A 25,482-nucleotide genomic window follows, 5' to 3' on the forward strand; every position below is an offset into this window, starting at 1 on the left:
GGGGCGCCGGGCGGGCTCCGGGGTGGGGCCGCGGCGGGCCGCGCCGGTCAGCCGGCCTCCCGCGGCACCGTGGGCCCCTCGCGGACGCCGAGCACGGTGACGCCGGTCTCGGTGCGCACCCGGTGCACGCTGCCCGGTTCCTCGACGATCAGGTCGCCCGCGGTGTAGCGGTCGCCGTTGTCGTTGATCAGCTCGCCGTCGAGGACGAACATCAGCTCGTGGCCGAGGTGTTCGTGCAGATCCCCGTGCGCGCCCGGGCCGAAGCGCACCAGGAACGCGGTCGCGGCGTGCGGCGGCCGGGTGGTGTACAGCGGGCGTATCTGCACCCCGGCCCGGCCGGGTTCGTCCCAGCCGTGCCAGTCGAGGGCTTCGCGTCCCTCGGCGGTGAGCAGGCCCCGGAGCACCGTGACGGCGCGCTGCTGGGGGACTCCGGGCCGGGCGGTGAGCGTGTCACTCATACCGGGACTCCTTCCGGTTCCGGTGCGGGAGCGGTCTCTTCCCCGGCGGCCGGGAGCGCGGGGTCGACAGGGGGTGCCGCGGGCGCTGTGGCTGCCGCGGGCGCTGTTGGCGTGGTGTCGGCGCCGGTGCGCGGGGCCGTTTCGAGGGCCGCCGCGGCGACGGCGTCGGCGTCGCGGATGAACTCGTTCCACGGGCCCGGCCGGCCGCTGCCGACGAGCGTGAACCAGCGGGTGTGCTCGGTCGGCAGGCCCAGCACGGTCAGCCCGGTCTCCGGGCGGCCGTCGGCCGTCAGGGGGTGGAAGGGTGCGCGGGTGACGGCCACCCCGCCCGTCGGGAAGGCGTCGTCGCCCTCGCCGTTGACGAACTCCGTCCACACGCCCCGGCGCAGCAGATTGACCGTGAGCGGCGAGGGGTCCCGCGTCACGTCCGGGTCGGGGATGCGCGCGTCGATCAGGACGTCCGCGGGGACGGCCGACCCGGGGACGGCGTCGGAGCTGAGGACGAAGGTGTCCGCCTCGGCGTCCGCGGTGAAGCGGGTGCCGGGCCCGACGACGCGCAGCAGGCCGGCCTCGATGAGGGCCATGGCGTAGCGCACCCGGATCCGCGGTGGCCCGGCCGCGAGGAAGGAGTGGCGCGGCGCGAAGTCGGCCAGGAACGCGCGGTGGGCCCGCGGGTGGAACCCGGCGAAGTCCATCAGCTCGCGGATGACCCAGCGGGTGTCGCGCAGCACGTCCAGCGAGGTCTTCAGGGCGTCGTCCACGTTGCCGCGTTCGGCGTGTTCGAGGTCGCGCCGCATCGCCTCGACCAGCGCCCGGTCGAAGTCCGCCACCCCGGCGAACGTCCGCCGGGCGAAGGGGCGGCTGAGCTGCCACAGGTCCGGCGCCGCCGAGGTGTCGCGCACGCCGTGCTCCTTCGCGAGGGCGGGCACGTCCGGTACGCCCTGCCGCGACCGGGCGACCACCTCGGCCCGGAAGGCGTCCACCCGCCCGGGGGCCTCGGCGCGCAACACCGCGCTGAAGTAGGTGAGTTGGATCTCGGCCAGCAGCCAGGGCAGCACGTCGCGGGTGAAGTCCAGGGGGCCGGCGGGGCTGTGCGCGCGGACGGTGGCGGGCGTGAACAGGGTGCTGCCGGCCTTGTACGCCGCCGTCTTCTGGTTGCGGCCCCGGGCGGGCAGCGGCACCCCGCTGCGGGAGCCGACGGCCATCCGGGGCTCGTCACCGCTCGGCCGGTAGCGGACCTCACCGTCCGGGCCCTCGGTGAACTCGCCGCCGCGCCCGACGGTGAGCGCGTACATGATGTCGTAGAAGGACAGGCCGATGCCCACGATCCCGACGGTCGAGGTGGCCGGTATCCGCTCCAGCGGCATGTCGGCGGGGGAGTCGCCGCGTATGTAGCGCAAGTGCGGGCGCTCGGCGGCGAATGCGGCCAGCTCGCCGTGGACGCCGGTGAGCGCCGGCGTCGGATGCCCCGTGGTGAGGACGACCCGGTCCGCCCGCAGCCAGGTGCCGTCGGACAGCCGCAGGGTGTATCCCACGGGGCTGGGGACGAGGTCCTCGACGGCGGCCGTGATGCGGTGCAGCGTGGCCGACGGCGGCAGGTGCGCCTCCGCGGTGTCCACGACATGGCGCATGTACTGCCCGTGCAGGGCGCGTGGGGCGTAGGCGTTGGGCCCGGCGTTGTCGGGGTCCCGGCGCTGCCACCACTGGGCCAGCGAGGGGCCGGCGCCGGGGCGGTCGGGCCCGTCGTCGGGCGGGCCGGAGAACATGGTGACCTCGCCGCAGACGGTGTTCATCAGGAACCAGTCGGGCTGGTCGGAACGCCAGATCCGGCCGCAACCGACCTCCACGGCATCCACCAGGAAGACGGTCGTCCTCCGGGATGTGCCGTCGGCCAGCCGGGCGGCCAGCCGCTCCAGTACCCCCACCCCTCGTGGGCCGCTTCCGACGATGACGATGCGATGTGAGTCTTCCACCACGTGGGACCTTTCGGCTTTTCGTCCGAGATGCTGCCCGGGCCCCCGGGTCTTTTGAATACAAGGGCCCCGGCAGGCTCCGAGGGATTCTGGATACGCCCTCGAAGGGGGGAGGCGAATTTCTTTCGCGGAATGCAGGCTAGCCGGATTCCGACGGGCAGGCCAAACAAATACCTTCATGACGGCATGAGCGGCCTTCATGGAAATGGTGGGGCCGTGGTCGGACGGCTATTGTTGCGGCGCACTCGATTGCTGCGCCGCAGCGGCGAATACCGAGAATCGCCCCCAGTGACAGTGGAGACACATCGTGGGACGCCCCGCAGTCATCCTCATGGATCTCATCAACGACGTCGTCCATCCCGACGGCAGCTATGCCAAGGAGGGCTACGCGGAACAGGTCGCCGCACGCGGCGTACTGGAACGGGCCGCCGCCGCGGCCGGCCTCGCCCGGGAGCGGAACATTCCGCTCGTCCATGTGACCGTCGGTTTCTCCGCCGGCTATCCGGAATGGCCCGCGCACTCGCCCGTGTTCGCGCCCTGCCGCGACGAGAAGCGTCTGCAACTGGGCACCTGGGGAACGGAGCAGCACGAGACGGTGCGCCCGCACCCCGGCGAGGTGCTGATCGCCAAGCACCGGCTGAGCCCCTTCCACGGCACCGCGCTGGACGTGCTGCTGCGGGCCCAGGGGGTGGACCGGCTGCTGCTGTGCGGGGTGTCCACCGACCTCGTGGTGCTGTCGGCAGCCCGCGAGGCGCACGACCGCGACTACCGCGTGGAGGTACTGGAGGACGCGGTCGCCGCCGCGGACCCGGCGCTCCACCGGGCCGCCGTCGACCTGCTGGCCCGTACCGCCACCGTGACCAGCGTCGACCAGGCGCTGTCCCGCTGACCGCCACCGCACGAGGAGCGCCCATGGGCTCGACCCTGGCCGAGAAGGTATGGAACGCACACGTCGTCCGCCGCGGAGACGGCGGCGAGGACCTGCTCTACATCGATCTGCACCTGCTGCACGAGGTCAACACCCCGCAGGCGTTCGACGGCCTGCGGGCCGCGGGGCGGGCGGTGCGGCGGCCCGACCTCACGCTGGGCACCGAGGACCACAACATCCCGACCGTCGCCGTCGACAAGCCCATCCAGGACCCGGTGGCCCGCCGCCAGTCCGAGCTGATGCGCGCCAACTGCGCCGAGTTCGGCATTCCGCTGCTGCGCATCGGGGACGCGCAGCAGGGCATCGTGCACGTCATCGGCCCCGAACTCGGTCTGACCCGCCCCGGTATGACGGTCGTGTGCTGCGACTCGCACACCACCACGCAGGGCGCCTTCGGCGCGCTCGCCCTCGGCATCGGAACCAGCCAGGTCGAACACGTACTGGCCACCCAGACCCTGGCGATGAGGCGCCCCCGCGACATGGCCGTCACCGTCGACGGCGTCCTGCGGCCCGGTGTGACGGCCAAGGACCTGGTCCTCGCCCTCATCGCGGAGATCGGTACGGCGGGCGGCCAGGGCCACATCGTGGAGTACCGCGGCACCGCTGTCGACGCCCTGTCGATGGAGGGCCGGATGACGCTGTGCAACATGACGGTGGAGGCGGGTTCGCGCGCCGGGATGATCGCCCCGGACGCCACGACGCTGGAGTACCTCGCCGGACGCCCCGGAATGCCGCGGGGCGCCGCCTGGGAAGCCGAGGCCGCGCGGTGGCGGGCGCTGGCCGGCGACCCGGACGCGGTGTTCGACAGGGAGGTCGTCCTCGACGGCGCCGCCGTCCGGCCGTTCGCCTCCTGGGGCACCAATCCCGCCCAGAGCGTGCCGCTGGACGGCGCCGTCCCCGATCCGGACGGGTTCGCCACCGCGTCGGAGCGCGCGGCGGCCCGGCGCGCGCTGGAGTACATGGCGCTGGCTCCCGGCACGGCGATGCGGGACGTGCCGGTGGACGCCGTGTTCGTCGGGTCCTGCACCAACGGCCGGATCGAGGATCTGCGCGCCGTCGCCGAGGTCCTGGACGACCGCAGGGTGGCCGCGGGGGTGCGGATGATGATCGTGCCCGGGTCGGCCGCCGTGCGCAGGCAGGCGGTGGCGGAGGGGCTGGCCGAGGTGTTCGACCGCGCGGGCGCCGACTTCCGGGCGGGCGCCGGCTGTTCGATGTGCGCGGCCCTCAACGAGGACCGGCTGCGCCCGGGGGAGCGGGTCGCCTCCACCAACAACCGCAACTTCGAAGGGCGGCAGGGACGCGGGTCGCGCACCCACATCGTCTCGCCGGCGGTCGCCGCCGCCACCGCCGTCTCCGGGCGGCTGGCCGCCCCCGACGACCTGTGAGGAAGCCGCCTTGGAGAAGTTCACCGTCCACCACGGAACCGCGGTACCGCTGCGGCGCAGCGACGTCGACACCGACCAGATCATCCCGGTGCGGTTCCTCAACCACTCCGAGCGCACCGGCCATGCCGACGCGCTGTTCGCCGACTGGCGCACCGACCCCGGGTTCGTGCTCAACCAGCCCCGGTACCGGGGCGCCAGCGTGCTGATCGCCGGCCGGGACTTCGGCACCGGCTCCTCCCGCGAGTACGCGGTGTGGGCCCTGCTGAACTACGGATTCCGCGCGGTGGTGGCGCCGCGCTTCGGCGACATCTTCCACGGCAACGCGCTGATGAACGGGCTGCTCCCGGTCACGCTGCCCGAGGCGACGGTCGAACGGCTGTGGGATGTGGTCACCGCCGAGCCGGCCCGTCGGATCACCGTCGATCTGACGCGCTCGCGCCTCGACTGCGGGGACGTCGGCGCCTCCTTCCGGATCGAGGAGGGGGCCCGGCGACGGCTGCTGTCGGGCCTCGACCTCATCGGCGACACCCTGCGGCACGAGGAGGCCATCGCCGCCTACGAGAGCACCCGGCGGTCGGCCATGCCCACGACGACATCGGTCTGAGAAGCGGCGGAATCACGCAGTTCGCGCAGACGCCGTCCGGCGATCTCCCGGGCGGCGGCCGCGAACGCCCGCCCCCTGCCCTCGCCGCCCTCCGCCGCCCGGGTGCTGAGGGACAGCTGACGCGAGCGGCCGGGCGCCAGCCGCAGGACGCGCAGCCCGGGCAGCGTCGCCGGCAGGACGGTGTCCGGCAGGATCGTCGCCCCGAGGCCCTCGCCGACCATGCACAGCACGGTGTTCGTGTCCCGGATGTGATGGGAGAACAGCGGGCCGCCCTCGGCCTCGCGCAGGGCGCGCAGCACCGCCGCCTCCGGATCCCAGGCGGGGACGATCAGCGGTAGCCGCGCGACCTGTTCGTACGGCACGACCCGGGCGTCGGCCAGCGGATGGTCCCGGGAGACGAGGGCGTACAGCGTCTCGCGCACCAGGGGCGCGGTGATCATTCCGGGCGGTGCGGAGTAGGTGATGCCCACGTCCACGACGCCCGCTTGCAGCCAGCGGCATATCTGCTTGTCGTCGGCCTCCCGGACGGTGAGGTCGGATCCCCGGCCGGTGGCGGCGAGTTCGGCCATCAGCCGGGGCAGCAGCTGCGCGGCGAAGGTGGGCACCGTCGCCACCCGCAGCGGACCGTCGTCGGCCCGCGCGTCGCGCGCCCGCAGGGCCACCAGTTCGGCGTGCCGGGTCACGGCCCGGGCGTGCTTGAGCGCCCTGCCGCCCTCGGGGGTGAGCACGACACCGCCGCGTTCGCGGCGCAGCAGCGCCACCCCCAGCTCCTTCTCCAACGCCGCCACCGCGTGACTCACCGCCGACTGACTGATGCCGAGCCGCAGTCCGGCCCGGGTGAAGCTCTCCGTCTCGGCCACCGCGACGAATGCGGAACACTGTGAAAGTTTCATGGTCTCCTCAAGAGGAATTCATCATGCAGGACGCTCATGAGTCGCCGGTCAGGGTAATCACGGCGGCCCGGAATCTTCTCGGGGAACCCACAGAACGAAGGAAGGACCCGCGGAATTCCTCCACCTTTCTGATGGGCGCCTCCACCTTTTGATGAGGTCCGTTGACACCGTCGCAGCGCCCGTCGGATATTCCTTCCCGAATTCCCACGCGGTCGCTGTTCCGTATATCCGCGTGGTGACTGTCGATCAGGAGTAGGAAGCGAGCGATGCGACCCATCCACGCACTGGACACGTCGGAACACGACGAGCTGTACGACCTCCTCGACTCCGTCGGAAAGCATCCGTACGAGGACTACCCGGCCTTTTCCGGGGCGATCACCGATCTGATCGACCAGGGCCGTGTTCCCGGCTTCTTCACCGAGATGTGCGCCCGCGTCAGGGACGAGCGCCGCGCCGGCGTCTCGCAGGCGCACGTCCTGCGGAACGTGCCCATCGACGCCGAGGTGCCGGTCCTCGACCACGACGACCCGGTCAGCGACAAGCACCGGAAGAAGACGACGTTCGTCGCTGAGGCCCTGCTGGAGCTGTTCAACCAGCTCGTCGGGACGCCGCTGCTCACCTACGCACGCAACCGGGGCGACTTCTTCACCGATGTCGTCGCCTACAACCGCTTCGACGGGATGTTCACCGGCTACAGCGACAGCGAGCTGTACTTCCACAACGACCGCACCGCCCACCCGGTACGCGCCGACTACATCGCGCTGCTCGGTATGCGCTGCCCCGACGACGTCATCTACACCGGCTACGTCGACGGCACGGCCCTGCTGGAACACCTCGACGCGGACACGCAGAAGACGCTGCGGCAGCCGCACTTCGTCACGGTCTTCGACGTCTTCTCCCGGGAGTTCAACGCTGACCTGACCGAGTCCGAGAAGCACGCGATCCTCTACAACGACCACAGCTTCCGCTACATGGACACGGCGACCACGCTCGCCCCCGACGCTCCCGTCGAGGCCCGCGACGCGCTCATCGCCGTCAAGGACGCGCTGGCCAAGGCCGACAAGCAGCGCCACCGCATCCTCACCGGCGATCTGTTCGTGCTGGCCAACCAGGACGGTATGCACAGCCGGGAGAAGATCGAGATCCACGACCCGGTGCAGGCCAAGTCGCGCTGGCTGCTGAAGACCTACGCCTTCCGCGACGCCGCCACCGCCGACTCCTACGCGGACGCGTGGATCGACGGCGTACGGGGCCGCGTGGCCGACTGACACCGGACCGCCCGGCTCCGCCGGCGCTCCCGGTCCTGCGCCGTCCGCGCCTCACCCCCCGGCGGGCGGCGCGCCCCTCACCCCGTGCGCTACCGACAGGAGAACCACTGTGCCCGTCTCTCGCGTGGCCTCCCGCTTCGCAGGGATCGAGAAATCCCCCACCTACGCGATCCTCGATCTGGCTGCGGAACTGCGTGCCCAGGGCGAGTCGATCCTCGACCTCAACGGCGGTGAGCCCGACTTCGACACCCCCGGCCACATCACCGCCGAGGGGATCGAGGCGCTGTCCGGCGGCTTCACCCACTACACGCCCAGCCGCGGCCTGCCCGAGCTGCTGACCGCCGTCGGCGACAAGCTGCTCCGCGACAACGGCCTGGCCGTGGACCCGGCCCGGCAGGTCGTCGTCACCCCGTCCGCCAAGCACGCCCTGTTCCTCTCCGTCATGACGCTGCTCGGCCCGGGCGACGAACTGCTCGTTCCCACGCCGAGCTGGGTGAGCTACCCCGCCATGGCCCGGCTCGCCGGAGCCGAGCCCGTCCTCGCGCCGCTGAGCGCGGACAACGGCTTCCGCCTCACCCGGCAGCTGCTGGAGCAGCGCCTCACCCCGCGCACCCGCGCCCTGCTGATCAACAACCCGAACAACCCGACGGGCAACGTCCTCACCGCCGACGAGGCCGAAGCGGTCGCCGGTGTCGCCCGGGACCACGACCTCTTCGTCATCACGGACGAGATCTACGAGAAGGTCCGCTTCCGCGGCGAGCACCTCAGCATCGCGGCGCTGCCCGGCATGGCAGACCGCACCGTCACCGTCAACGGCTTCTCCAAGGGCTACGCCATGACCGGCTGGCGCCTCGGCTACGCGGCGGCGCCCGAGGACGTCTCGGCGCAGATGCTGAAGGTCCAGCAGCACACGGTGGGTTGTGCGGGCTCCTTCGTGCAGCGCGGCGGGCTCGGCGCCCTGCGCGGCCCCCAGGAGCCCGTCGAGGAGATGCGCGCGGCGTACGAGTTCCGGCGCGACCTCCTGGTGAAGGGCCTCTCCGGCATCCCCGGCCTCGTCTGCCCGAGCCCGGACGCCGCCCTCTACGTCTTCTGCGACATCGGCGGCACCGGCTGCGCCGACCCCACCGCGTTCACCTCCTGGCTGCTGCGCGAGGCGAAGGTGGCCGTCACCCCCGGCTCCGCCTTCGGGCCCGGCGGCGAGCGTCACATCCGGCTGGCGTTCGCCACGGACGAGCAGACCCTCCGCGAGGCCGTCGACCGGATCCACAGCGCCATGGAGCGGCTGTGACGGCCCCCGCCGCCGACCCGGCCGTGGTGCGGCGGGAGAGCCGCCCGACACCGCTCACCGCGGCCTGCGTCCGGCAGCGCCCCTCCGGTATGCCCGTGCACCGGTACCGCCCGTACGAGGCCGTGGACCTGCCCGACCGCACCTGGCCGTCGAAGCGCATCACCGCGGCTCCGCGCTGGCTGTCGACCGATCTGCGCGACGGCAACCAGGCCCTGATCGACCCCATGCCGCCCGACCGCAAACGGACCATGTTCGACCTGCTCGTCCGGCTGGGCTACAAGGAGATCGAGATCGGCTTCCCCGCCTCCGGCCAGGCCGACTTCGACTTCGTGCGCGCGCTCATCGAACAGGACGCGATCCCGGACGACGTGACGGTCTCGGTGCTGACGCAGGCACGCGAGGAGCTGATCGAGCGGACCGTGGAGAGCCTGGTGGGCGCGGACCGGGCCACCGTGCACCTGTACAACGCGACCGCCCCGCTCTTCCGCGAGATCGTCTTCCGCAACGACAGGGAGGCCACACGGCGGATCGCGACCGAGGGCACCGACCTGGTGATGCGCTACGCCGACAAACTCCTCGGCGACGACACGGTGTTCGGCTTCCAGTACAGCCCGGAGATCTTCACCGAGACCGAGCTGGACTTCGCGCTGGAGGTCTGCGAGGCGGTGATGGACATCTGGCAGCCGGACGAGGGACGGGAGATCATCCTCAATCTGCCGGCCACCGTCGAGCGTTCGACCCCGTCCACGTACGCGGACCGCTTCGAGTGGATGTCCCGCCATCTGTCGCGCCGAGCCCACGTGTGCCTCTCCGCGCATCCGCACAACGACCGCGGCACCGCCGTCGCGGCGGCCGAACTCGCCGTGCCGGCGGGCGCTGACCGGATCGAGGGCTGCCTCTTCGGCCAGGGCGAACGCACCGGCAACGTCGACCTCGTCACCCTCGGCATGAACCTCTTCAGCCAGGGCGTGGACCCGCTGATCGACTTCTCCTCGATCGACGACATCCGGCGCACGGCGGAGCACTGCACACGGATGGAGGTCCCCGCCCGGCACCCGTACGCGGGAGACCTGGTGTACACCTCGTTCTCCGGGTCGCACCAGGACGCGATCAACAAGGGGTTCGCCGCGCTCGACGAGCGGGCCGCCGCCCTGGGACGGCCCGTCTCCGACCTCCCGTGGAACGTCCCGTATCTGCCGATCGACCCCCAGGACGTCGGGCGTTCCTACGAAGCGGTGGTCCGCGTCAACTCCCAGTCGGGGAAGGGCGGTGTGGCCTATCTGCTCAAGACCTGCCACCAGCTCGACCTGCCCCGCCGGCTCCAGATCGAGTTCTCCCGGATCGTCCAGGAGCACACGGAGGCGCACGGCGGCGAGGTCACGGCGGAGAGCATCTGGGAGCTGTTCTCCGCCGTCTACCTCACCGGGCAGGACACCTCGCCGGGCCGGACACCGGTCAGGGAGCACCGCATCGAGACCGCCGACGACGGCACCTGCCACGTCACTCTGACCGCCGGGCCCGAGGGCGCACCCACGGCGCTCACCGGTACGGGTACCGACCTCTCCGAGGCCCTCACCCGCGCCCTGGCGCCCCTGCGGCGGGTGTCGGTGCGGGAGACGGTGAGCCAGCTCCTCGGCACGGGCGCCGGTCAGCGGGTCTGCGTCTACGCCGCGTGCCAGGTCGAGGGCGTGGCGCGCTGGGGCGTCGGTATCGCGGCCGACCCGGCCGGGGCGCTGGCCGACGCGGTGCTCTCGGCGGTGAACCGGCACGGCGGACGGCCGGACGGGCCCGGGGCGTACGAGGGGCCCGGGCCCCGCCTGCCGGGGAGCTGAGCGAGCGGGTGTACGGCCGCGGTCGTACACCCGCCGCACGCCGCGCGGTTGTCACGCACCGCGTTGCGCGCCGGCCCGGTGCCGGGCCCGCCTGCCGCCCGCGGCGGCGACGGTTCCGGTGCCGCGGGGGATCCGCGCGCACACGGTCACCAGCAGGGCGAGGGCACACACCCCGGCGGCGACGAGCGAGGTGGTGTGCAGGGCGCCCAGGAAGGCCGGGGTGGCGGCCCGGGCCGCGGCGGGGTCGCCGGTGGCCAGCGCGGAGGAGAGCGACTCGGCCGCCCGCGCGCGCAGTCCGGCCGGGGAGCCGGCGAGCCGCTCGTGCACGATGCCGGAGTACCGGGACCACAGCACCGAGCCGAGGATCGCGACCCCGAGTGCGCTGCCGAGCTGGCGCAGCGTGTTCAGCAGTGCCGAGCCGGCCCCGGCGCGTTCGGCGGGCACCGACGACGAGGCCAGCGTGGTGCCCGGCGCGAGGACGAGCGCGAAGCCGAGTTGCAGGGCGAAGGCGTCCGCGACGAACCAGCCGATGCCGGTACGGGCGCCCAGCGCGGTGGCGCCCGCGAACGCGACGGTCATCAGGGCGGTGCCGGCCGCGATCGTCGCGCGTGCGCCGAACCGTTCCGTGGCCCGCTGCGACAGCGGTGCGCCGATCACCAGCCCCGCCGACAGGGGAATGAGCGCGAGCCCGGTCTGCAACGGCGAGTAGCCGCGCAGGGTTTGCAGATAGAACGTCGTGAAGTACAGATAGCCGAAGACGGCGAGCGAGCCGAGGGTCAGCGCGACCGCGGCGACGGTGAACGAGGCGTGCCGGAACAGGCCCACGTCCAGGAGCGGTTCGCGGTGCCGGGTCTCGGTCAGGACGAGTCCGGTCAGCACGGCGATCCCGGCCACGGCGGGCAGCCAGGTGCCGAGGTAGGCCCAGCCGTCGTCGGTGGCGTGCACCACGCCGAACACGAGCAGGCCGATGCCCGCCAGGGAGGCCGCCACGGGCGTCATACGCAGCTCCCCGTGGCCGCTCGCCGGTACGGCGGGGATCCACGCCCAGGTCGCGGCCAGCCCCAACAGCGCGAGCAGGGCGACGAGTTCGAGTACGGAGCCCCACCACATGCCGGCGCTCAGCAGCGCGCCGCCGAGCAGCGGGCCGAGCGAGATCGACAGGCCGGAGGCGGCCGCCCAGGAGGCGATGGCCCGCGCGCGCTTCCCGGCCGGGAAGATGCGAAGGATCACCGCGAGGGTGGTCGGCATGATCGCGGCAGCGGCCACGCCCATGAGGGCGCGCAGGGCGATGATCGCGGCGGGGGAGTCGAGGAACCCGGCCACGGCGGTCGTCGCGGCGAACGCCCCCGATCCCCACAGCAGCAGACGCTTGAGGCCGAATCGGTCGCCCGCGTTCCCCGCCACGAGCAGGAAGCCGGCGAAGGTGAGGGTGTAGGCGTTGAGGAACCACTGCTGCTCGGCGTTGCTCGCGCCGAGGCGGGCCTGCATCGTCGGCAGCGCCACATTGAGGATGGTGCTGCCCAGCAGGACCGCCGACACCGCCAGCGTCAGGGCGAACAGCGCCCGAACGGGCCGGACGGGCGGGCCACCGCTTCGCTGCGCGTCCGCCGCCGGTGCCGCTCCGGCCTGCGTGCCTGCTCCGGTCTCCGTGCCGGTTCTCGTGGCCGTCCCGGTGCCCGTCGTGGCGCGGGTCTCCGTTGTCTCTCCCATGGGGAAGCTCCCTTCCTCGGCCGGACCGGGTGGTCTGCTCGGTGGTGTCCCGGCCCGGCGTGCGGCGCGCGCCGACGGGGCGCCTGCGCGGTCCGGGTCCGTGGAAGCGTGCGTGCGCACGCGGTGACGGGGCCGCTGTCCACGGCCCGCTTCTCTATCAGTGACCAAGAAGCTGTCCCAGGTATACTTGTTCAGTGACCAAGAAGCAAGCCGCCGGCCGTGCCAAGGTCGGGATCACACCGGAGCAGGTGGTGGACGCGGCGTTCGCCGTGCTCGACCGGGGAGGCGTCGCCAAGCTCTCCACCCGGGCCATCGCGACCGAGCTCGGCGTCAGCATGAACACCGTCATGTGGCACATCCGCACCAAGGACCGGCTCCTGGACGCGATGTCGGACGCCCTCCTCGGCAAGGTCGAGCTGGACGGCCTGCCGGAGCAGTGGGACGAGCAGGCGGCCGAACTGCTCGCACGGCTGCGCCGGGTGATGCTGGCGCACCGGGACGGCGCCCTGCTCGTCACCGGAACCTTCCCCGCCGAACCGCGCACCCTCGCCTTCACCGACCGCCTGCTGACCGCGCTGCTGCGCGGCTGCCCCACCCGCAGGACGGCAGCCTGGACGGCCTGGAACCTCTTCTACTTCACCGTCGGCCTCGTCCAGGAGGAGCAGGCCCCGCCCAGCGGTGAGCGCGACAGCCTGCGCGAGGACCTCGACACGGAGCGCTTCCCCGGACTGGGCTCGACCCTGGAGGACTTCCTGTCCGTCGACTTCGAGGAGCGCTTCCGCTTCGGCATCGCCCAACTCCTCCGCTCCGCCGCCACCACACCGGCGCCCGAACACTGAAGGGGGATCGCGGCGCCCGAACGGCACCGCGGTGCCGAACGGTGCCGCCCCCGGCGCGACGGCCCGCTACGGTCCACTACGGCGCGTGACGGGGTGTGCCGGGGCGTTGCCGATCCGGCGGGATGCGGGGGTGGGCCGTCCGGTCGGCACCGGCCGCCCGGGGCGGGGTGAACGGGCAGGCGGCGCCCGGTCGTTGCCACCGCGGCCGGTGCGCGTGGGTGACGGCCCCATGGGTGACGGGCCCCGGGTCAGGCCGGCCGGGTGCTGTCCTGCAACTGCTGCACGGCCTGCACGAGGGGGGCGAGCGCGGGTTCGGCCGCTGCCTGGTCGAGGGCCTCGCGCAGGGCGGTGTTGTGGGTGGGGCGGGCCTCCTCCAGGAGGCGCAGGCCGTCGTCCGTGACATCGGTGTAGATGCCGCGGCGGTCGGTGGGGCACAGGTAGCGCGAGAGCAGCCCGCGGTCCTCCAGCCGGGTCACCAGCCGGGTGGTGGCGCTCTGGCTGAGCACGACCGAGTCGGCGACCTGCCGCATCTGGAGATGTCCGCCTTCGCCGTCGTGCTGGCGGCTCAGCACGTCGAGCAGGGAGTACTCGCGTGCGCTCAGCCGGTGGCGGCTCTGGAGGGCGCGCTCGACTCTGCTCTCGATACGGCCGTGCAGCAGCGAGAGCGCCGACCAGCTGTGGGCCAGGGCGGTCATCGCCGGGTCGGTGGCGGTCATGGACAGCTCCTTTGCTCGGGTGTGCGCGGAGGCGGTCGCGGTGGATCCGCCTCCGTACCACGGCACCCAGCATACCCGCGTTTGCAATTAGTCGGCGTGTGCAATTATTGTCCTCGCAAGTAGGACGCTCGCGCCTCCTTCCCTTCCGTGCATCACAGGGCACCCGAGGACCCGGCCGACCGCGCGCACCGCGAGCCCGGTCGGCGTGGCCCGGCCCTGCACGGAGGGGCCCGTCCGCGACCGTGGGAGTCCGGCACCGGGCTCCCCGGCCCCGGCCACCCGGGCCCCTGCTCCCCCTCAAGGCATCACCGAAGAAAGGCCCCCCATGACCTCCGTGCCGAATGTGACGCTCAACAACGGCTCGGCCATGCCGCAGCTCGGCTTCGGCGTCTTCCAGGTTCCCGACGACGAGACGACCGCCGCGGTCGCCGCCGCGCTGGAGGCCGGCTACCGCAGCATCGACACCGCCGCGGCGTACGGCAACGAGCGCGGTGTCGGCAGGGCCGTCGCCGACTCCGGCGTCCCGCGCGAGGAACTGTTCCTCACGACCAAGCTGTGGAACGACGACCACGGCCACGACCGGGCAGTGGCCGCGTTCGACGCCTCCTTGGACAAGCTCGGCCTCGACCACGTCGACCTCTACCTCATCCACTGGCCCCTCCCGGCCCGCGACCTGTACGTGGAGACCTACCGGGCGCTGGAGGAGATCCTGGCCGGCGGCCGCACCCGCGCCATCGGCGTCTCCAACTTCCAGGTGCCGCACCTGCGGCGGCTCATCGACGAGACCGGCATCGTCCCGGCGGTCAACCAGATCGAACTGCACCCCGGGCTCCAGCAGAAGGAGCTGCGCGCCTTCCACGCCGAGCACGGCATCGCCACCGAGGCGTGGAGCCCGCTGGCCCAGGGCGCGGTCCTGGAGGACGAGGCGGTCGTCCGGATCGCCGAGGCGCACGGGGTGACGCCGGCCCAGGCCGTGCTGCGCTGGCACCTTCAGCTCGGCAACATCGTCATCCCGAAGTCCGTCACCCCCGCGCGCATCCGGCAGAACCTCGACGTCTTCGGCTTCGAGCTGAGCGACGCCGAGATGGACGCCGTCGCCGGGCTCGACCGTGGGCTGCGCACCGGCCCGGACCCCGACACCTTCAACTGACGGGTTCCCGGCGCCCGTTCCCGGCGAGACGAACGGGCGCCGGCGGCACCGGTGACCGCAGTCCGCACTCCGTCCCCGACCTCGTGAGAGGACTTCCCATGCAGATCGATCTCTCCGGCCGCACCGCCCTGGTCACCGGCTCCACCCAGGGGATCGGCCACGCCATCGCCGTCGGGCTCGCCCGCGCGGGCGCCCGCGTCGTCGTCAACGGCCGCGGGGAGGAGCGCGTCGCGGCCGCCGTGCGGGACGTGCGTGCCGCCTCCGGCAGCGACGACGTCACCGGTGCCGTGGGCGACCTGGCGACCGAAGAGGGCGCCGCCGCCGTGGTGGAGGCCGTGCCCGGGCCCGACATCCTCGTCAACAATCTCGGCATCTTCGGCTCCGCCCCTCCGCTGGAGATCGACGACGCCGAGTGGCGCCGCTACTTCGAGGTCAACGTCCTGTCCGCCGTCCGGCTCATCCGCGCCTACCTGCCCGGTATGAAGGAGCGTGGCTGGGGCCGCGTCATCGATCTGGCCAGCGACTCCGCCGTGGTCATCCCGGCCGAGATGATCCACTACGGGATGACCAAGACCTCGCTGCTCGCCGTCGGCCGCGGCTTCGCCAAGGACGCCGCCGGCACCGGCGTCACCGTCAACTCCGTCATCGCCGGGCCGACCCACACCGGCGGCGTCGAGGGGTTCGTCCGCGAACTCGTCGGCGACGAGCTGCCCTGGGACGAGGCGCAGCACGAGTTCATGGTCAAGTACCGCCCGCAGTCGCTGTTGCAGCGCCTCATCGAGCCCGAGGAGATCGCCAACATGGTCGTCTACCTCGCCTCGCCCCTCGCCTCCGCCACGACCGGCGGGGCCCTGCGGGTGGACGGCGGCTACGTCGACTCGCTGCTGCCCTGACGCGCCGCCCGGCGCCCGCCCCCTCCGAGCCTGTGGCCGGACCGTCCCCCGCGGCGGTCCGGCCACAGGCCGTTGTGTGCGGCCCGCGGTCTTCCACCGGGGAGCGGGCGTCGGCCGGGTCCGGGTAAGTGGCCATCCTGCGTTAAGTATTGACGGCCTCTGTTCAGCCTGGCTAAATCGTCCTCCGACGGAAGGGGCGGGAGCCGTGGCTGACAGCGCACAGCCGGCCGAAGAGGCCGGGGACGGTCCGACCCGACTCGTGGGCGCCGCGATCAAGCGGCTGCGCACGGAGCGCGGGATGACACTGCGCGACCTGGCCGAGCGCTGCGGACTCTCCCCGGGCTTCCTGTCCCTGGCGGAACGCGGCCTCAACGCGATCTCGCTGACCTCGCTGTTCGCGCTGGCCTCCGCGCTCGACGTGGACGCGGCCGAACTGCTGGGCGCGGCCGGCCGCCGGGGCCGGCACGCCTACGCGGTCGCGCGGCGGGACGATCCCCGCGCCACACGCGTCGTGATGGGCGAGCGCGAGCACCGGGTGCTCACCGCCGACCTTCCCGACCAGCGCATCGAGACGCTGGCCACCACGGTGCGCCCGACCCCCGAACCCTCACCGGTCACCCGGCACGACGGCGAGGAGTTCTGCTACGTGCTGCGCGGCGAGCTGACGTTCCTGCTGCCGGACGAGGCCGTGGTGCTCGCGGCGGGCGACTCGATCCACTTCAAGTCCCGGACCCCGCACGCCATCCACAACCGCGGCACCGACATCGCGGAGGTGCTCTGGACGGTCGACCGCCCGCTGCTGCGGCGGCCCGACGAGACGGCCCACTGACCGCGCTTTCCCCCCTGCCGGTGCACGCCACTCACCGAGAGGCGGCCATGAGTGAACTGACGAAGGCACCCCGGAGCGAGCGGAGTTTCTTCGGCCAACCCCGCAGCCTGGTCACGCTGTTCTCCCTGGAACTGTGGGAGCGGTTCTCCTACTACGGGATGTCCGCGATCCTGCTGTACTACCTCTACGACCACACCTCCGCCGGCGGGCTCGGCCTGAGCAAACCGACCGCGTCCGCGCTGGTGTCGATATACGGGTCGCTGGTGTTCATGTCCGGCGTCCTCGGCGGCTGGCTGGCCGACCGGCTGCTCGGTATGCGGCGCGCGGTCATGCTCGGCGGCCTGCTGATCATGTGCGGGCATCTGGCGCTCGCGGTGCCCGGCGGGCTTCCCGCGCTGCTGGTGTCCATGCTGCTGATCGTGTGCGGCACCGGGCTGCTGAAGCCCAACGTGTCCAGCCTGGTGGGGGAGTTGTACTCGGCGGACGACCGCCGCCGCGACGCCGGCTTCTCCCTCTTCTACATGGGGATCAACCTGGGCGCCTTCCTCGCCCCCTATCTGGTGGGCACGGTCGGCCAACAGGTCGACTACCACCTCGGCTTCGCGCTCGCGGCGGTCGGCATGGCCGCCGGCCTCGTCGGCTACGCCCGCGGGCGCTCCCGGCTGGGCCGGGCGGGCGAGGAGCCGACGAACCCGCTCCGGGACGGCGAGCGGCCCCAGGTGGTGCGGCGCGCGTGCGTCGGCGGGGCCCTGGTGGCGGCGGCCGTCGTGGTGTGCGCGGCCACCGGTTCGCTCTCCGTCGACGTGCTGATCAACGCGGTGACGGTGTGCGCGGTGCTGCTGCCCGCGGTGTATCTGGTCACCATGCTGCGCAGCCCGCGCACCGACGCCGTCGAGCGGTCCCGGCTGATCGCCTACATACCGCTGTTCATCGGCGCGGTCTGCTACTGGGTGGTCAACGAGCAGACGAGTTCCGTGCTCGCGCAGTTCGCCGACACCCGCACCGATCTCGACATCCTCGGATTCGCCGTGCCCGCCTCATGGTTCCAGTCGCTGAACCCGATCGCGACGCTCGTCCTGGCCCCGGTCTTCGCCTGGCTGTGGATCAGGATGGGGGACCGGCAGCCCACCACACCGCGCAAGTTCGCCACCGGGCTGCTGCTCGGCGGGGCCTCGTTCGTCCTGATGGCCGGGCCCGGGCTGCTGAACGGCGTGGACGTGCCCGCCAGCCCGTGGTGGCTCGTCGCCAGCTACTTCGTGGTGATCTGCGGCTCGATGTGCCTGTCGCCGGTCGGCCTCTCGGCCACCACGAAGCTCGCACCGCGGGCCTTCCTCGCCCAGATGATGAGCCTGTGGTTCCTGGCCTCGGCCGCGGCCGGAGGCATCAACGCCCAACTGGTCCAGCTCTACCGGGCGGAGACGGAGATCGGCTACTTCGCCGGGGTCGGCGCCGCGGTCATGGCGGTCGGAGGTGTCATGCACCTGCTCACCCCCTGGGTGCAGCGGCGCATGGGCGGCGTGCGGTGAACGCCCGTCGGAGGGACGCGGGGTGAGGGCCGTCCCGAAGAGTGCGCGGTGCGCACCGTCCGGAAGGACCCGAAGCACCCGGAGAAGCCCGAGGGCCCGAAGAGCAGCAGGAGTCGGACGGGCCACAAGCACCACAGGAACTGCAAGGACCGGGCGGAGCACGGTGCGTACCGGCCGGAAGCGACAGAGAGGGAGCAGAGCATGCGCGTAGCGGTCATCGGTGGCGGCATCGTCGGTGCGGCGGCCGGATACGAACTCGTCCGGGCCGGAGCCGAGGTGCTGCTGGTGGACTCGTCGGCCGAGGGGCGCGCGACCTCGGCCGGCGCGGGGATCATCTGCCCGTGGTCGTCCCGGGTGGACGACCCGGACTGGTACCGGTTCGCCGTCGCCGGAGCCGAGCACTACCCGGGCCTGGTGGACGCCCTGGCCGCCGACGGGGAGACCGACTTCGGCTACCGGCGGGTCGGATCGCTGCGGCTGGTCTCCGACGACGAGGCCGAGGAGGCGTTCGCGCGCGTGACCGAACGCGCCGCGCACTCCCCGCTGGCCGGGAAGGTCGAGCTGGTCGACGCCGACCGCGCCCGCGCACTCTTCCCGCCCCTGCGGCACGACGGCCCGGCGATCCACATCCCCGGCGCGGCACGCCTGGACGGCCGCTCGCTGCGCGACGCCATGCTCCGCGCAGCAGCCCGGCGCGGAGCCGAAGTCGTCGAGGGCAGCGCCGAACTCGTCACGGACGCCGCCGGGTCGGACGGCGGCGCGGAGACGGCGGTGCGGGGCGTGCGGGTGGACGGCGGGTTCCACGCCGCCGACGCCGTGATCGTCGCGGCCGGTGCCTGGTCGCCGCGGCTGCTCGAACCGCTCGGCGTCCGGGTGCGGGTCGTGCCGCAGCGCGGCCAGATCGTCCATCTGCGGCTGCCGGGCGTGGAGACCGCCGCGTGGCCGGTCGTGCTGCCGCGTTCCCGGCACTACCTGCTGGCCTTCGACGACTCGCGCGTCGTCGTCGGCGCGACACGTGAGGACGACACCGGCTTCGACCACCGGGTCACGGCCGCCGGACTGGCCGAGGTGCTCGACGAGGCCCTGTCGGTGGCGCCGGGGCTGTCCGGTGCCACCCATGCGGAGACCCGGATCGGCTTCCGGCCGATGGGCCCGGACATCCGCCCGCTGCTCGGCGCCGTCCCCCCGGTCGCCGGGCTGATCGTGGCCAACGGCCTGGGCGCCTCCGGGCTGACGATGGGCCCGTACGCGGGCTCGGTCGCCGCCCGACTGGCCCGCGGCACCGACCCCGGCATCGACCTGACCCCGTACGACCCGCTGCGCTGAGCACCCGGCCGGACACCGGGCCGCCCCGGCCCGGCCGCACGGCTCCGCCGCCGAGGCCCCGGCCCGTCGCACGCCCGGCTGCGGGCCGTGCAACTCCGTGCCGCTGCCCCGCCGTTGAGGCTCGGCGCCCCCGCGTGCGCCGCCCGCGCCCGCACGGATGGCCGGACGCGGGCGGCGGGGCGCTGCGGGGACGGGTATCCCTGTGGCCCCGTCCTACAGGCGCGAGTCGACCCACTCCCGCACGTCGCGACGGAGGAGCAACACGGTGGCGGCGGGCATTCCCAGGAAGGTCAGGCCCAGCAGAACCGAGGTGGCGAGCACCAGCATGCCGACGGTGGGAGACCACGACAGCAGGGACGCCAGCAGGAAGACGGGGAAGAAGACGCCTTGGATGCGCGCCATCATGATGACGAACGGCCCACCGCGCCACATCCGGTACGCGCACAAGGCCACCACGGCCAGCCACAGCGACCACAGCGGCCAGCTGCCCCACAGGAACTCCCAGACGTCGAACCCGAAATCGCTCGACGTGACACGCGACTGGTCGTCGAGACCCGGCGAGCCGTGCGACTGACGGAACACGGTCTCGATGACGAAGTTGACGAGAAGGACGACGACCTGCATGGCGAGGAGGACCACGGCGAGCGGCAACAGCCAGAAAGCGGAGATCAGCAGCGTGCTCAGTTTCACCGCCCCCGGGCGTCGCGTCGTGGGTGCGACCCGTGACGGGACTCCGGCCCGCCGGTAGACCTTCCGCAGGGCGCGCGGCAGCGCTCGCTGCGTGCGCCGCGCGAGTCCGGCCAGGGGGAACCTGCCGTCCAGCATCTCCCAGTGGGGCGTCCACCTGCTGTCGAACCAGATCGCGGCGCGGACGTAACGCCCCCGCAGGAGACGGTGCCGCAACCGCCTGCGCGGGTAATCCGGCAGCCCCTTGGGGAAGTGGGGCCCCAACGACGCGCGGAACCGTGCGTACTGCTGCCGGTCGCGGCTGACGAGCAGGACCAGGCGGGTGGGGTCGTCGCGTGCCACCAGCTGCTCGACCTCCCAGGCCAGGCCCCCTCCCGCCCCGGTGGCCAGTACGACGAGCGTGCTGCGGTCGAGGGCGGCGAGCACCTCGCCCTTCCAGGTCCCGTCGGAGGCGTAGTGCCGCTCGGCGCCGAGCCGCGGCAGCCGGTCGGTCGTACGCCCGAGCGCGACCATGCGCCCGAAGGGTGCGAAGGCCCGGCAGACCTGGTCCTCCTCGGTGCGCAGATGGGCGGGGGTCGGCAGCATGGAGGTGAACAGCAGGCGGAACCAGCGCAGCGCGGCCACCCGGGAGTAGCCGTCGTCGTCCTGGAACGCCCGGAGGAACAACACGACCCTCTCGTCCGCCGGCAGGTTGTGAAGGCTGGTCAGGACGGGCGTCAGATGCTGTCGCCCACGCAGTACCGCCCACACCCCGGCCACCACGAGGGCCAGTCCGGCCGCCAGCAGGCCCCAGGACGTACCGGCCGGGCCGGCCATGCCGGAGAATCCCAGGCAGCCGCTCCCCAGCGTCAACGCCACCCAGCCCGAGGTGCTCAACCGGCGACCCTGCCAGGGGGATTGCCGGATGTCGGCGGCCCGGCGCGGTGGTCGGCTCGGTCGGGGCCGTGCTGTGCCGTCGCTGACGCTGGGTTCCGGCATCGTGCCCCTTCGGATCGAGTCCGTGCCCGCTGTTCTCCTCACGGTAGTGCTGAGAGGATGCGCCTGTGGGGGGTTGCAGCAATTCGACCGCGCAGTGGGTGTGGGACCGTCAGAGCGTCTGGTCCCAGGCGGCCGGTCACGCCAAGCGCGCGATCACACGGGCCAGGACGGTCGCCCTCGTGCTGGGGGTGACGGGAGCGTGTGCCGGTACTGCCGCAGCTCAGGTCATGGCCTGGAGCGACGTGGCGGGGAAGAGCCTGGCGTTCCTGGCGGCCGTCGCGGCGGGGCTCGTACCGGTGGCCACCAGGGGGGCGGGCCCCCAACAGGTCGATGACTGGACCCGGTTGCGTGCGCTCAGTGAACAGCTCAAGAGCGAGGTCTACAGATACCTCGCCCGCGTCGGCCCCTATCGGGGCGCGGACGCCTCCCACGTTCTTCTCGACCGTGCCGAGCGGGCCCTCGCGGACGCAGCCGATCTCGCCGGCCACACCGTTGCCCTCGTCCCGCGCCGGCGCGTGCTGCCCGCTGTCACCGACGCCGGGTCCTACCTGGAGCTGCGGGTCACCCCCCAGGTGGAGGGCTACTACCGGCCCCGGGCCGCGTACATGCGTCGACGGAGCGCCCAAGTGCGCTGTGTGGAGCTGGTCTTGGCAGCTGTCGCCGCGGTGCTGGGGGCCGTGTCCGGGACCTTCGGGGCCGACTGGGCCACCGCGTGGGTCGCGACCGTCACCACCGTGGCCGCCGCGGCCACCGCGCACGCGGCGGCCTCCCGCTATGCCTACCAGGAGGTCCAGTTCTCCCGCACCGCGGAGGAGTTGGAGAGCCTGACGGCCCGTCGTGCCGCGGAGGCCGCTCCCGCCGACGACGCCTTCGTCGACCGGTGCGAACGGGTCATCTCCGCGGAGAACGAGGAGTGGAGGGCGAAGTGGCTCAGCGAGTAGAGCGATGCGCCGGCCGCTGCCTGCCTCTCCCGGCGCCGGGTTCCGCCTGAAGCGGGCCGCCGGCCAGGAGTCCGTCCCCGCGGCACGCTGATACCCGGTGCCCGGCCCGCCGCGGGGACACGACGGGCGGGCACCGGGCCAACGGATGGGCGCCGCGCGGGACTTCGCGGTCCGGCGCGGCCCCGGCCGGCTGCGGCGTCAGGCCGACAGCGTGGCGTGGAGGGCGTCGAGGCCCTCGCGGTAGATGCCGGTGAACAGCTCGACGACCTCGTCCTCGGTGGCGTCGACGGGGTGGAAGCGGCCGGACCACTGGACCTCGGCGAGGTCGTCCCGGCCGGGCACGGCGTGGACCCGGAGGGTGGAGACATAGCCGTCGACCGGGAACGGGGCCTGGACGATGACGTAACTGTAGTGGCGTTCGGCCTCGTTGAAGTCGACGAGCCGTTCGACGATGGTCTCGCCGTCGGCGTTGGTCAGCCGGCGGACGCGGCCGCCTTCGAGCGGGGTGCTCTCAGGGATGTAGGGGAGCCAGTCGGGCAGGGTGTCGAAGCCGCCGATGAGGTCCCACACCTTCCGGGGCGGTGCGGGGACGGTGCGGCTGACGGAGGTGGAAGCCATGTGTGCTTCTCCTGGTGCTGCGGGGTGTGGGGTCAGGCGCCCTGGGGGAGGGGCGCTGCGGGGCTGACCAGGCCGCCGGCGCGCAGGTCGGACCAGAACGCGGTCGGGACGTTCTCGGCGAGGGCGGCGGTGTCCTCGGCGATACGGCTGGGCCGGGTGGCGCCGGGGATGACGGCGGCGGACGCCGGGTGGGCGAGGGAGAACTGGAGGGCGGCGGCCTTGATGCTGATGCCGTGCTTGTCGGTCAGTTCCGTCAGCTTCCGCACCCGCTCGACGATCTCCGGCGGGGCCTGCTGGTACTCGAAGTTGGTGCCGCCGGCCAGGACGCCGGAGCTGTAGGGGCCGCCGACGACCATGTCCACGCCCTGCTCCTGGGCCAGGGGCAGCAGGCGCTGGAGCGCGTGCGCGTGGTCGAGCAGGGTGTAGCGGCCGGCCAGCAGGAAGCCGTCGGGCTGCGGTTCGTCCAGCGCGAGGGTCAGCTCGATGGGCTCGGTCTTGTTGACGCCCAGGCCCCACGCCTTGATGACGCCCTCGTCCCGCAGCCGGGACAGGACGCGGAAGGCGCCGGTGCGGGCCTCCTCGAACTTCTGGATCCAGGCGTCGCCGTGGAAGTCCTGGGCGATGTCGTGCACCCAGACGATGTCCAGCCGGTCGACGCCCAGGCGCCGCAGGCTGCCCTCGATGGAGCGCTCGGTGGCGTCGGCGGTCCACTCGTGCAGGACCTTGTTCGGGTTGCCGTGCTCGAACAGGCCGCCCTTCTCGCCGAAGTCCGGGGTCTCGGTCTCGTGCTCGTCGAGGATGACCCGGCCGACCTTGCTGGAGAGCACATAGGAGTCGCGGGGCTTGCCGGAGAGCACCTGGCCCAGGCGCTCCTCGGCGAGGCCGGCGCCGTAGAAGGGCGCGGTGTCGTAGTAGCGGATGCCCTGGTCCCAGGCCGCTTCGACGGTGGCGCGGGCGTCTTCGTCGGGGATCGCGCGGAACATGTTGCCGAGCGGGGCGGTCCCGAAGCCGAGACGGCCGGGGAGGATGGTCTGGAGCGACATGGTGACGCCTTTGCGGGGTCGGGGTGGGGCCCGTCGGTGCGGCGGCTCGTCGGGGAGCCGGCCTCGGGGCGGACGGGGTGCCCCACCGGTGGTACGCGCGCCCTGTTTTCTATGCAGACGCTTCTTACTTGCTTTGACAATACTTGCACGCGCGGGGTAACGCAAACGAGGGGACACCGGGGCCGCTGCCACGGGGCGATGTCCGTTCCCCGAGCGGTCGGCCCGATCCCGGCTTCCGGGTTCCCGGCGTGTGCGGGGTGAAGCGTGTTCTGTCGGGAGTCGAACGCAAATCGGGAGGTATCGCACGGCGGTCCGCTTCCACCGTTGACAAGTTCATGCAACGGCAACCACCCTTCCGAGAGCGCTCTCAACTTCCTCGGTGCGGCGGCGAGTTGCCGGTGTTTCCGAGGGTTGTCCAGCGCGCCCGTACGCTGCCGCGCCCCCGGGTGCGCCCGCGTGCGGGTGCGACCCCCCACGCAGTTGAGGAGGAGAATTGACCTCCGCACACTCCCGGCGGCGGCGCCGTGGTGCCGCCCCGATCCATGTGCTCTCGTCCCTCGCCCTCGTCGTGACCGCCATGTGCGCGTTCACGGGCCCCTCGAACGCCGCGCCGGCCGCGGACTCCGGCAGCGCCGGCACGAAGGCCGTCCAGCCCGCCGGTGACAAGCCGCCGGAGGACTTCTGGGGCGATGTGGACAACATCCCGCCGGCCAACAACGAGCTCACCGTCAAGATCGCCAACCAGACCAACGGGCAGTTCCCCGACGACAAGGTCTTCTGGTCCTTCAACGGTGAGACGCACTCCATCGCCGAACAGCCGTACATCGATCTGCCGGCCGTCGAGGCGGGCCGGATCGACATCCATGTCGGCTCCCCCGACAGCGAGTACACCGACTTCGTCGAGTTCACGATCAAGGACGGCGTCTTCTACGGCAACCTCACCCGCGTCGACGGCTACGTCCTGCCGCTGGCGATGCGGCTGCACTCCGAGGACGGCCAGAACCAGGAGGTCGGCGAGGACTACGAGCTGTTCAAGCAGTCGCGCGAGGACACCTTCAAGCAGTTCTCCGGCGAGGTGCCCGAGGAGTTCCAGGGCCTGGTCGACGGCGACAAGAAGATCGAAGCGCCGCGCAGCGGTGCGGACTTCGCGCCCGGCGGCAAGTACGAGAACTACTTCAACGACTACGCGCAGTCCGTCGGCGTCGGCGCCTCCACGCAGGAGATCTTCGCCTGCTCCGGGCCGCTGAGCGAGGACCCGGCCGGCTGCGCCGGGCTCAACCGGCACGTCGCCGAGCTGCCGGAGGACCAGCAGGCCGACCCGGCCAACTTCTACAAGTCGGCACCGGCGAACTACTACGCCAAGTTCTGGCACGACCACTCCATCGACAACCGTTCCTACGGCTTCCCGTACGACGACGCGGAGGGCCAGGACACGCTCGTCACCTCCGACAACCCGGAGTACCTGGTCGTCGCCGTCGGCTACTGAGGCGACAGCCGGACCGGTCGCCGGGCGGCGGCCGACGGCCCACGGGCCGCCGGCACCGTACGGATCCGGTCCGGCGAGGAAAGCGGCGGGCCCCCGGCTGTCCGGGGGCCC

22 protein-coding genes are annotated in these 25,482 nt (G+C 72.5%); 14 read left to right on the plus strand and 8 right to left on the minus strand.

Going from position 1 to position 25,482, the window contains the following annotated elements; genetic code table 11:
- Positions 1-47 precede the first annotated feature (47 nt).
- Complete coding sequence (locus SCA03_RS11005) at positions 48-458, minus strand: cupin domain-containing protein (RefSeq protein ID WP_051856511.1); 411 nt, start codon at positions 456-458, stop codon at positions 48-50.
- A complete protein-coding gene (locus SCA03_RS11010; protein ID WP_158102331.1) occupies positions 455-2,431 on the minus strand; it encodes an FAD/NAD(P)-binding protein in 1,977 nt (658 codons plus the stop codon). Before SCA03_RS11010 ends, SCA03_RS11005 begins: the two co-directional genes overlap by 4 nt.
- Positions 2,432-2,738: 307 nt before the next feature.
- Here SCA03_RS11010 and SCA03_RS11015 point away from each other — a divergent pair, with 307 nt between their 5' ends.
- Genes SCA03_RS11015 through leuD form a run of 3 tightly spaced genes read left to right on the plus strand, consistent with a single transcriptional unit; the run spans position 2,739 to position 5,348 of the window.
- Positions 2,739-3,320, plus strand: coding sequence for a cysteine hydrolase family protein (locus SCA03_RS11015; RefSeq protein ID WP_199812900.1), 582 nt, complete (start codon positions 2,739-2,741; stop codon positions 3,318-3,320).
- A 23-nt stretch (positions 3,321-3,343) separates the two neighbouring features.
- A complete protein-coding gene (gene leuC, locus SCA03_RS11020; protein WP_086816896.1) occupies positions 3,344-4,744 on the plus strand; it encodes a 3-isopropylmalate dehydratase large subunit in 1,401 nt (466 codons plus the stop codon).
- Positions 4,745-4,754: 10 nt separating this feature from the next.
- Positions 4,755-5,348, plus strand: a complete 594-nt coding sequence (gene leuD, locus SCA03_RS11025; protein ID WP_030880964.1) for a 3-isopropylmalate dehydratase small subunit — start codon at positions 4,755-4,757, stop codon at positions 5,346-5,348.
- Here the strand turns inward: leuD and SCA03_RS11030 are convergent.
- Positions 5,300-6,241 (minus strand): LysR family transcriptional regulator, encoded by a 942-nt coding sequence (locus SCA03_RS11030; RefSeq protein WP_086816894.1) that lies wholly within the window; start codon positions 6,239-6,241, stop codon positions 5,300-5,302. The two genes, leuD and SCA03_RS11030, sit on opposite strands and share 49 nt — an antisense overlap.
- Positions 6,242-6,507: 266 nt before the next feature.
- Between SCA03_RS11030 and SCA03_RS11035 the strand changes: the two genes are divergently transcribed.
- The 3 genes from SCA03_RS11035 to leuA all read left to right on the plus strand — a co-directional run bounded on the left by SCA03_RS11035 (position 6,508) and on the right by leuA (position 10,629).
- Positions 6,508-7,509, plus strand: a complete 1,002-nt coding sequence (locus SCA03_RS11035; RefSeq protein WP_086816892.1) for a TauD/TfdA family dioxygenase — start codon at positions 6,508-6,510, stop codon at positions 7,507-7,509.
- 109 nt (positions 7,510-7,618) lie between these two features.
- On the plus strand, positions 7,619-8,797 hold the full coding sequence (locus SCA03_RS11040) for a pyridoxal phosphate-dependent aminotransferase (RefSeq protein ID WP_199918924.1): 1,179 nt from the start codon (positions 7,619-7,621) through the stop codon (positions 8,795-8,797).
- 89 nt (positions 8,798-8,886) lie between these two features.
- The gene (gene leuA, locus SCA03_RS11045; RefSeq protein ID WP_086816903.1) at positions 8,887-10,629 is read left to right on the plus strand and encodes a 2-isopropylmalate synthase; all 1,743 of its coding nucleotides are present in this window, start codon (positions 8,887-8,889) and stop codon (positions 10,627-10,629) included.
- A gap of 51 nt (positions 10,630-10,680) precedes the next feature.
- Here leuA and SCA03_RS11050 read toward each other — a convergent pair whose 3' ends face one another.
- Complete coding sequence (locus tag SCA03_RS11050; protein ID WP_086816890.1) at positions 10,681-12,339, minus strand: MFS transporter; 1,659 nt, start codon at positions 12,337-12,339, stop codon at positions 10,681-10,683.
- Between the two features lie 194 nt (positions 12,340-12,533).
- On the opposite strand from SCA03_RS11050, the gene SCA03_RS11055 reads away from it, so the two are divergent.
- Entirely contained in the window at positions 12,534-13,178 is a 645-nt protein-coding gene (locus tag SCA03_RS11055; protein ID WP_030888043.1) for a TetR/AcrR family transcriptional regulator C-terminal domain-containing protein, read from the plus strand.
- 248 nt (positions 13,179-13,426) lie between these two features.
- Here SCA03_RS11055 and SCA03_RS11060 read toward each other — a convergent pair whose 3' ends face one another.
- Positions 13,427-13,894, minus strand: coding sequence for a MarR family winged helix-turn-helix transcriptional regulator (locus SCA03_RS11060; RefSeq protein ID WP_030880986.1), 468 nt, complete (start codon positions 13,892-13,894; stop codon positions 13,427-13,429).
- 325 nt (positions 13,895-14,219) lie between these two features.
- Between SCA03_RS11060 and SCA03_RS11065 the strand changes: the two genes are divergently transcribed.
- From SCA03_RS11065 to SCA03_RS11085, 5 genes are all read left to right on the plus strand, one after another.
- Positions 14,220-15,044, plus strand: coding sequence for an aldo/keto reductase (locus SCA03_RS11065; protein WP_086816888.1), 825 nt, complete (start codon positions 14,220-14,222; stop codon positions 15,042-15,044).
- A 98-nt stretch (positions 15,045-15,142) separates the two neighbouring features.
- Positions 15,143-15,937 (plus strand): SDR family NAD(P)-dependent oxidoreductase, encoded by a 795-nt coding sequence (locus tag SCA03_RS11070; protein WP_030888040.1) that lies wholly within the window; start codon positions 15,143-15,145, stop codon positions 15,935-15,937.
- Between the two features lie 205 nt (positions 15,938-16,142).
- The gene (locus SCA03_RS11075; RefSeq protein ID WP_030880994.1) at positions 16,143-16,766 is read left to right on the plus strand and encodes a helix-turn-helix domain-containing protein; all 624 of its coding nucleotides are present in this window, start codon (positions 16,143-16,145) and stop codon (positions 16,764-16,766) included.
- A gap of 47 nt (positions 16,767-16,813) precedes the next feature.
- Positions 16,814-18,292 (plus strand): peptide MFS transporter, encoded by a 1,479-nt coding sequence (locus tag SCA03_RS11080; RefSeq protein ID WP_086816885.1) that lies wholly within the window; start codon positions 16,814-16,816, stop codon positions 18,290-18,292.
- Positions 18,293-18,493: 201 nt separating this feature from the next.
- Complete coding sequence (locus SCA03_RS11085) at positions 18,494-19,618, plus strand: NAD(P)/FAD-dependent oxidoreductase (RefSeq protein WP_030881001.1); 1,125 nt, start codon at positions 18,494-18,496, stop codon at positions 19,616-19,618.
- Between the two features lie 213 nt (positions 19,619-19,831).
- On the opposite strand, the gene SCA03_RS11090 is transcribed toward SCA03_RS11085, so the two are convergent.
- Positions 19,832-21,181: a hypothetical protein gene (locus tag SCA03_RS11090; protein ID WP_141275343.1), complete on the minus strand. Its 1,350-nt coding sequence runs from the start codon at positions 21,179-21,181 to the stop codon at positions 19,832-19,834.
- Between the two features lie 167 nt (positions 21,182-21,348).
- Here SCA03_RS11090 and SCA03_RS11095 point away from each other — a divergent pair, with 167 nt between their 5' ends.
- On the plus strand, positions 21,349-22,224 hold the full coding sequence (locus SCA03_RS11095; protein WP_086816881.1) for a DUF4231 domain-containing protein: 876 nt from the start codon (positions 21,349-21,351) through the stop codon (positions 22,222-22,224).
- Between the two features lie 198 nt (positions 22,225-22,422).
- Here SCA03_RS11095 and SCA03_RS11100 read toward each other — a convergent pair whose 3' ends face one another.
- The gene (locus SCA03_RS11100; RefSeq protein ID WP_086816879.1) at positions 22,423-22,842 is read right to left on the minus strand and encodes an SRPBCC family protein; all 420 of its coding nucleotides are present in this window, start codon (positions 22,840-22,842) and stop codon (positions 22,423-22,425) included.
- Between the two features lie 32 nt (positions 22,843-22,874).
- Positions 22,875-23,885 carry an aldo/keto reductase gene (locus SCA03_RS11105; RefSeq protein ID WP_141275344.1) on the minus strand — a complete coding sequence of 337 codons (1,011 nt, stop codon included), beginning with the start codon at positions 23,883-23,885 and terminating at the stop codon, positions 22,875-22,877.
- 493 nt (positions 23,886-24,378) lie between these two features.
- Between SCA03_RS11105 and SCA03_RS11110 the strand changes: the two genes are divergently transcribed.
- On the plus strand, positions 24,379-25,371 hold the full coding sequence (locus SCA03_RS11110; RefSeq protein ID WP_030881016.1) for a glycoside hydrolase family 64 protein: 993 nt from the start codon (positions 24,379-24,381) through the stop codon (positions 25,369-25,371).
- Positions 25,372-25,482: the final 111 nt, after the last annotated feature.

This window comes from Streptomyces cacaoi (assembly GCF_006539165.1).
Taxonomy (GTDB): domain Bacteria; phylum Actinomycetota; class Actinomycetes; order Streptomycetales; family Streptomycetaceae; genus Streptomyces; species Streptomyces cacaoi.

Coding starts and splice junctions, on each gene's coding strand:
- SCA03_RS11050 (WP_086816890.1), bottom strand. CDS start 12,339: ATGGGAGAGACAACGGAGACCCGCGCCACGACGGGCACCGGGACGGCC.
- SCA03_RS11070 (WP_030888040.1), top strand. CDS start 15,143: ATGCAGATCGATCTCTCCGGCCGCACCGCCCTGGTCACCGGCTCCACC.
- SCA03_RS11060 (WP_030880986.1), bottom strand. CDS start 13,894: ATGACCGCCACCGACCCGGCGATGACCGCCCTGGCCCACAGCTGGTCG.
- SCA03_RS11100 (WP_086816879.1), bottom strand. CDS start 22,842: ATGGCTTCCACCTCCGTCAGCCGCACCGTCCCCGCACCGCCCCGGAAG.
- leuA (WP_086816903.1), top strand. CDS start 8,887: ATGCCCGTGCACCGGTACCGCCCGTACGAGGCCGTGGACCTGCCCGAC.
- SCA03_RS11085 (WP_030881001.1), top strand. CDS start 18,494: ATGCGCGTAGCGGTCATCGGTGGCGGCATCGTCGGTGCGGCGGCCGGA.
- SCA03_RS11005 (WP_051856511.1), bottom strand. CDS start 458: ATGAGTGACACGCTCACCGCCCGGCCCGGAGTCCCCCAGCAGCGCGCC.
- SCA03_RS11105 (WP_141275344.1), bottom strand. CDS start 23,885: ATGTCGCTCCAGACCATCCTCCCCGGCCGTCTCGGCTTCGGGACCGCC.
- SCA03_RS11030 (WP_086816894.1), bottom strand. CDS start 6,241: ATGAAACTTTCACAGTGTTCCGCATTCGTCGCGGTGGCCGAGACGGAG.
- SCA03_RS11035 (WP_086816892.1), top strand. CDS start 6,508: ATGCGACCCATCCACGCACTGGACACGTCGGAACACGACGAGCTGTAC.
- SCA03_RS11080 (WP_086816885.1), top strand. CDS start 16,814: ATGAGTGAACTGACGAAGGCACCCCGGAGCGAGCGGAGTTTCTTCGGC.
- SCA03_RS11065 (WP_086816888.1), top strand. CDS start 14,220: ATGACCTCCGTGCCGAATGTGACGCTCAACAACGGCTCGGCCATGCCG.
- leuC (WP_086816896.1), top strand. CDS start 3,344: ATGGGCTCGACCCTGGCCGAGAAGGTATGGAACGCACACGTCGTCCGC.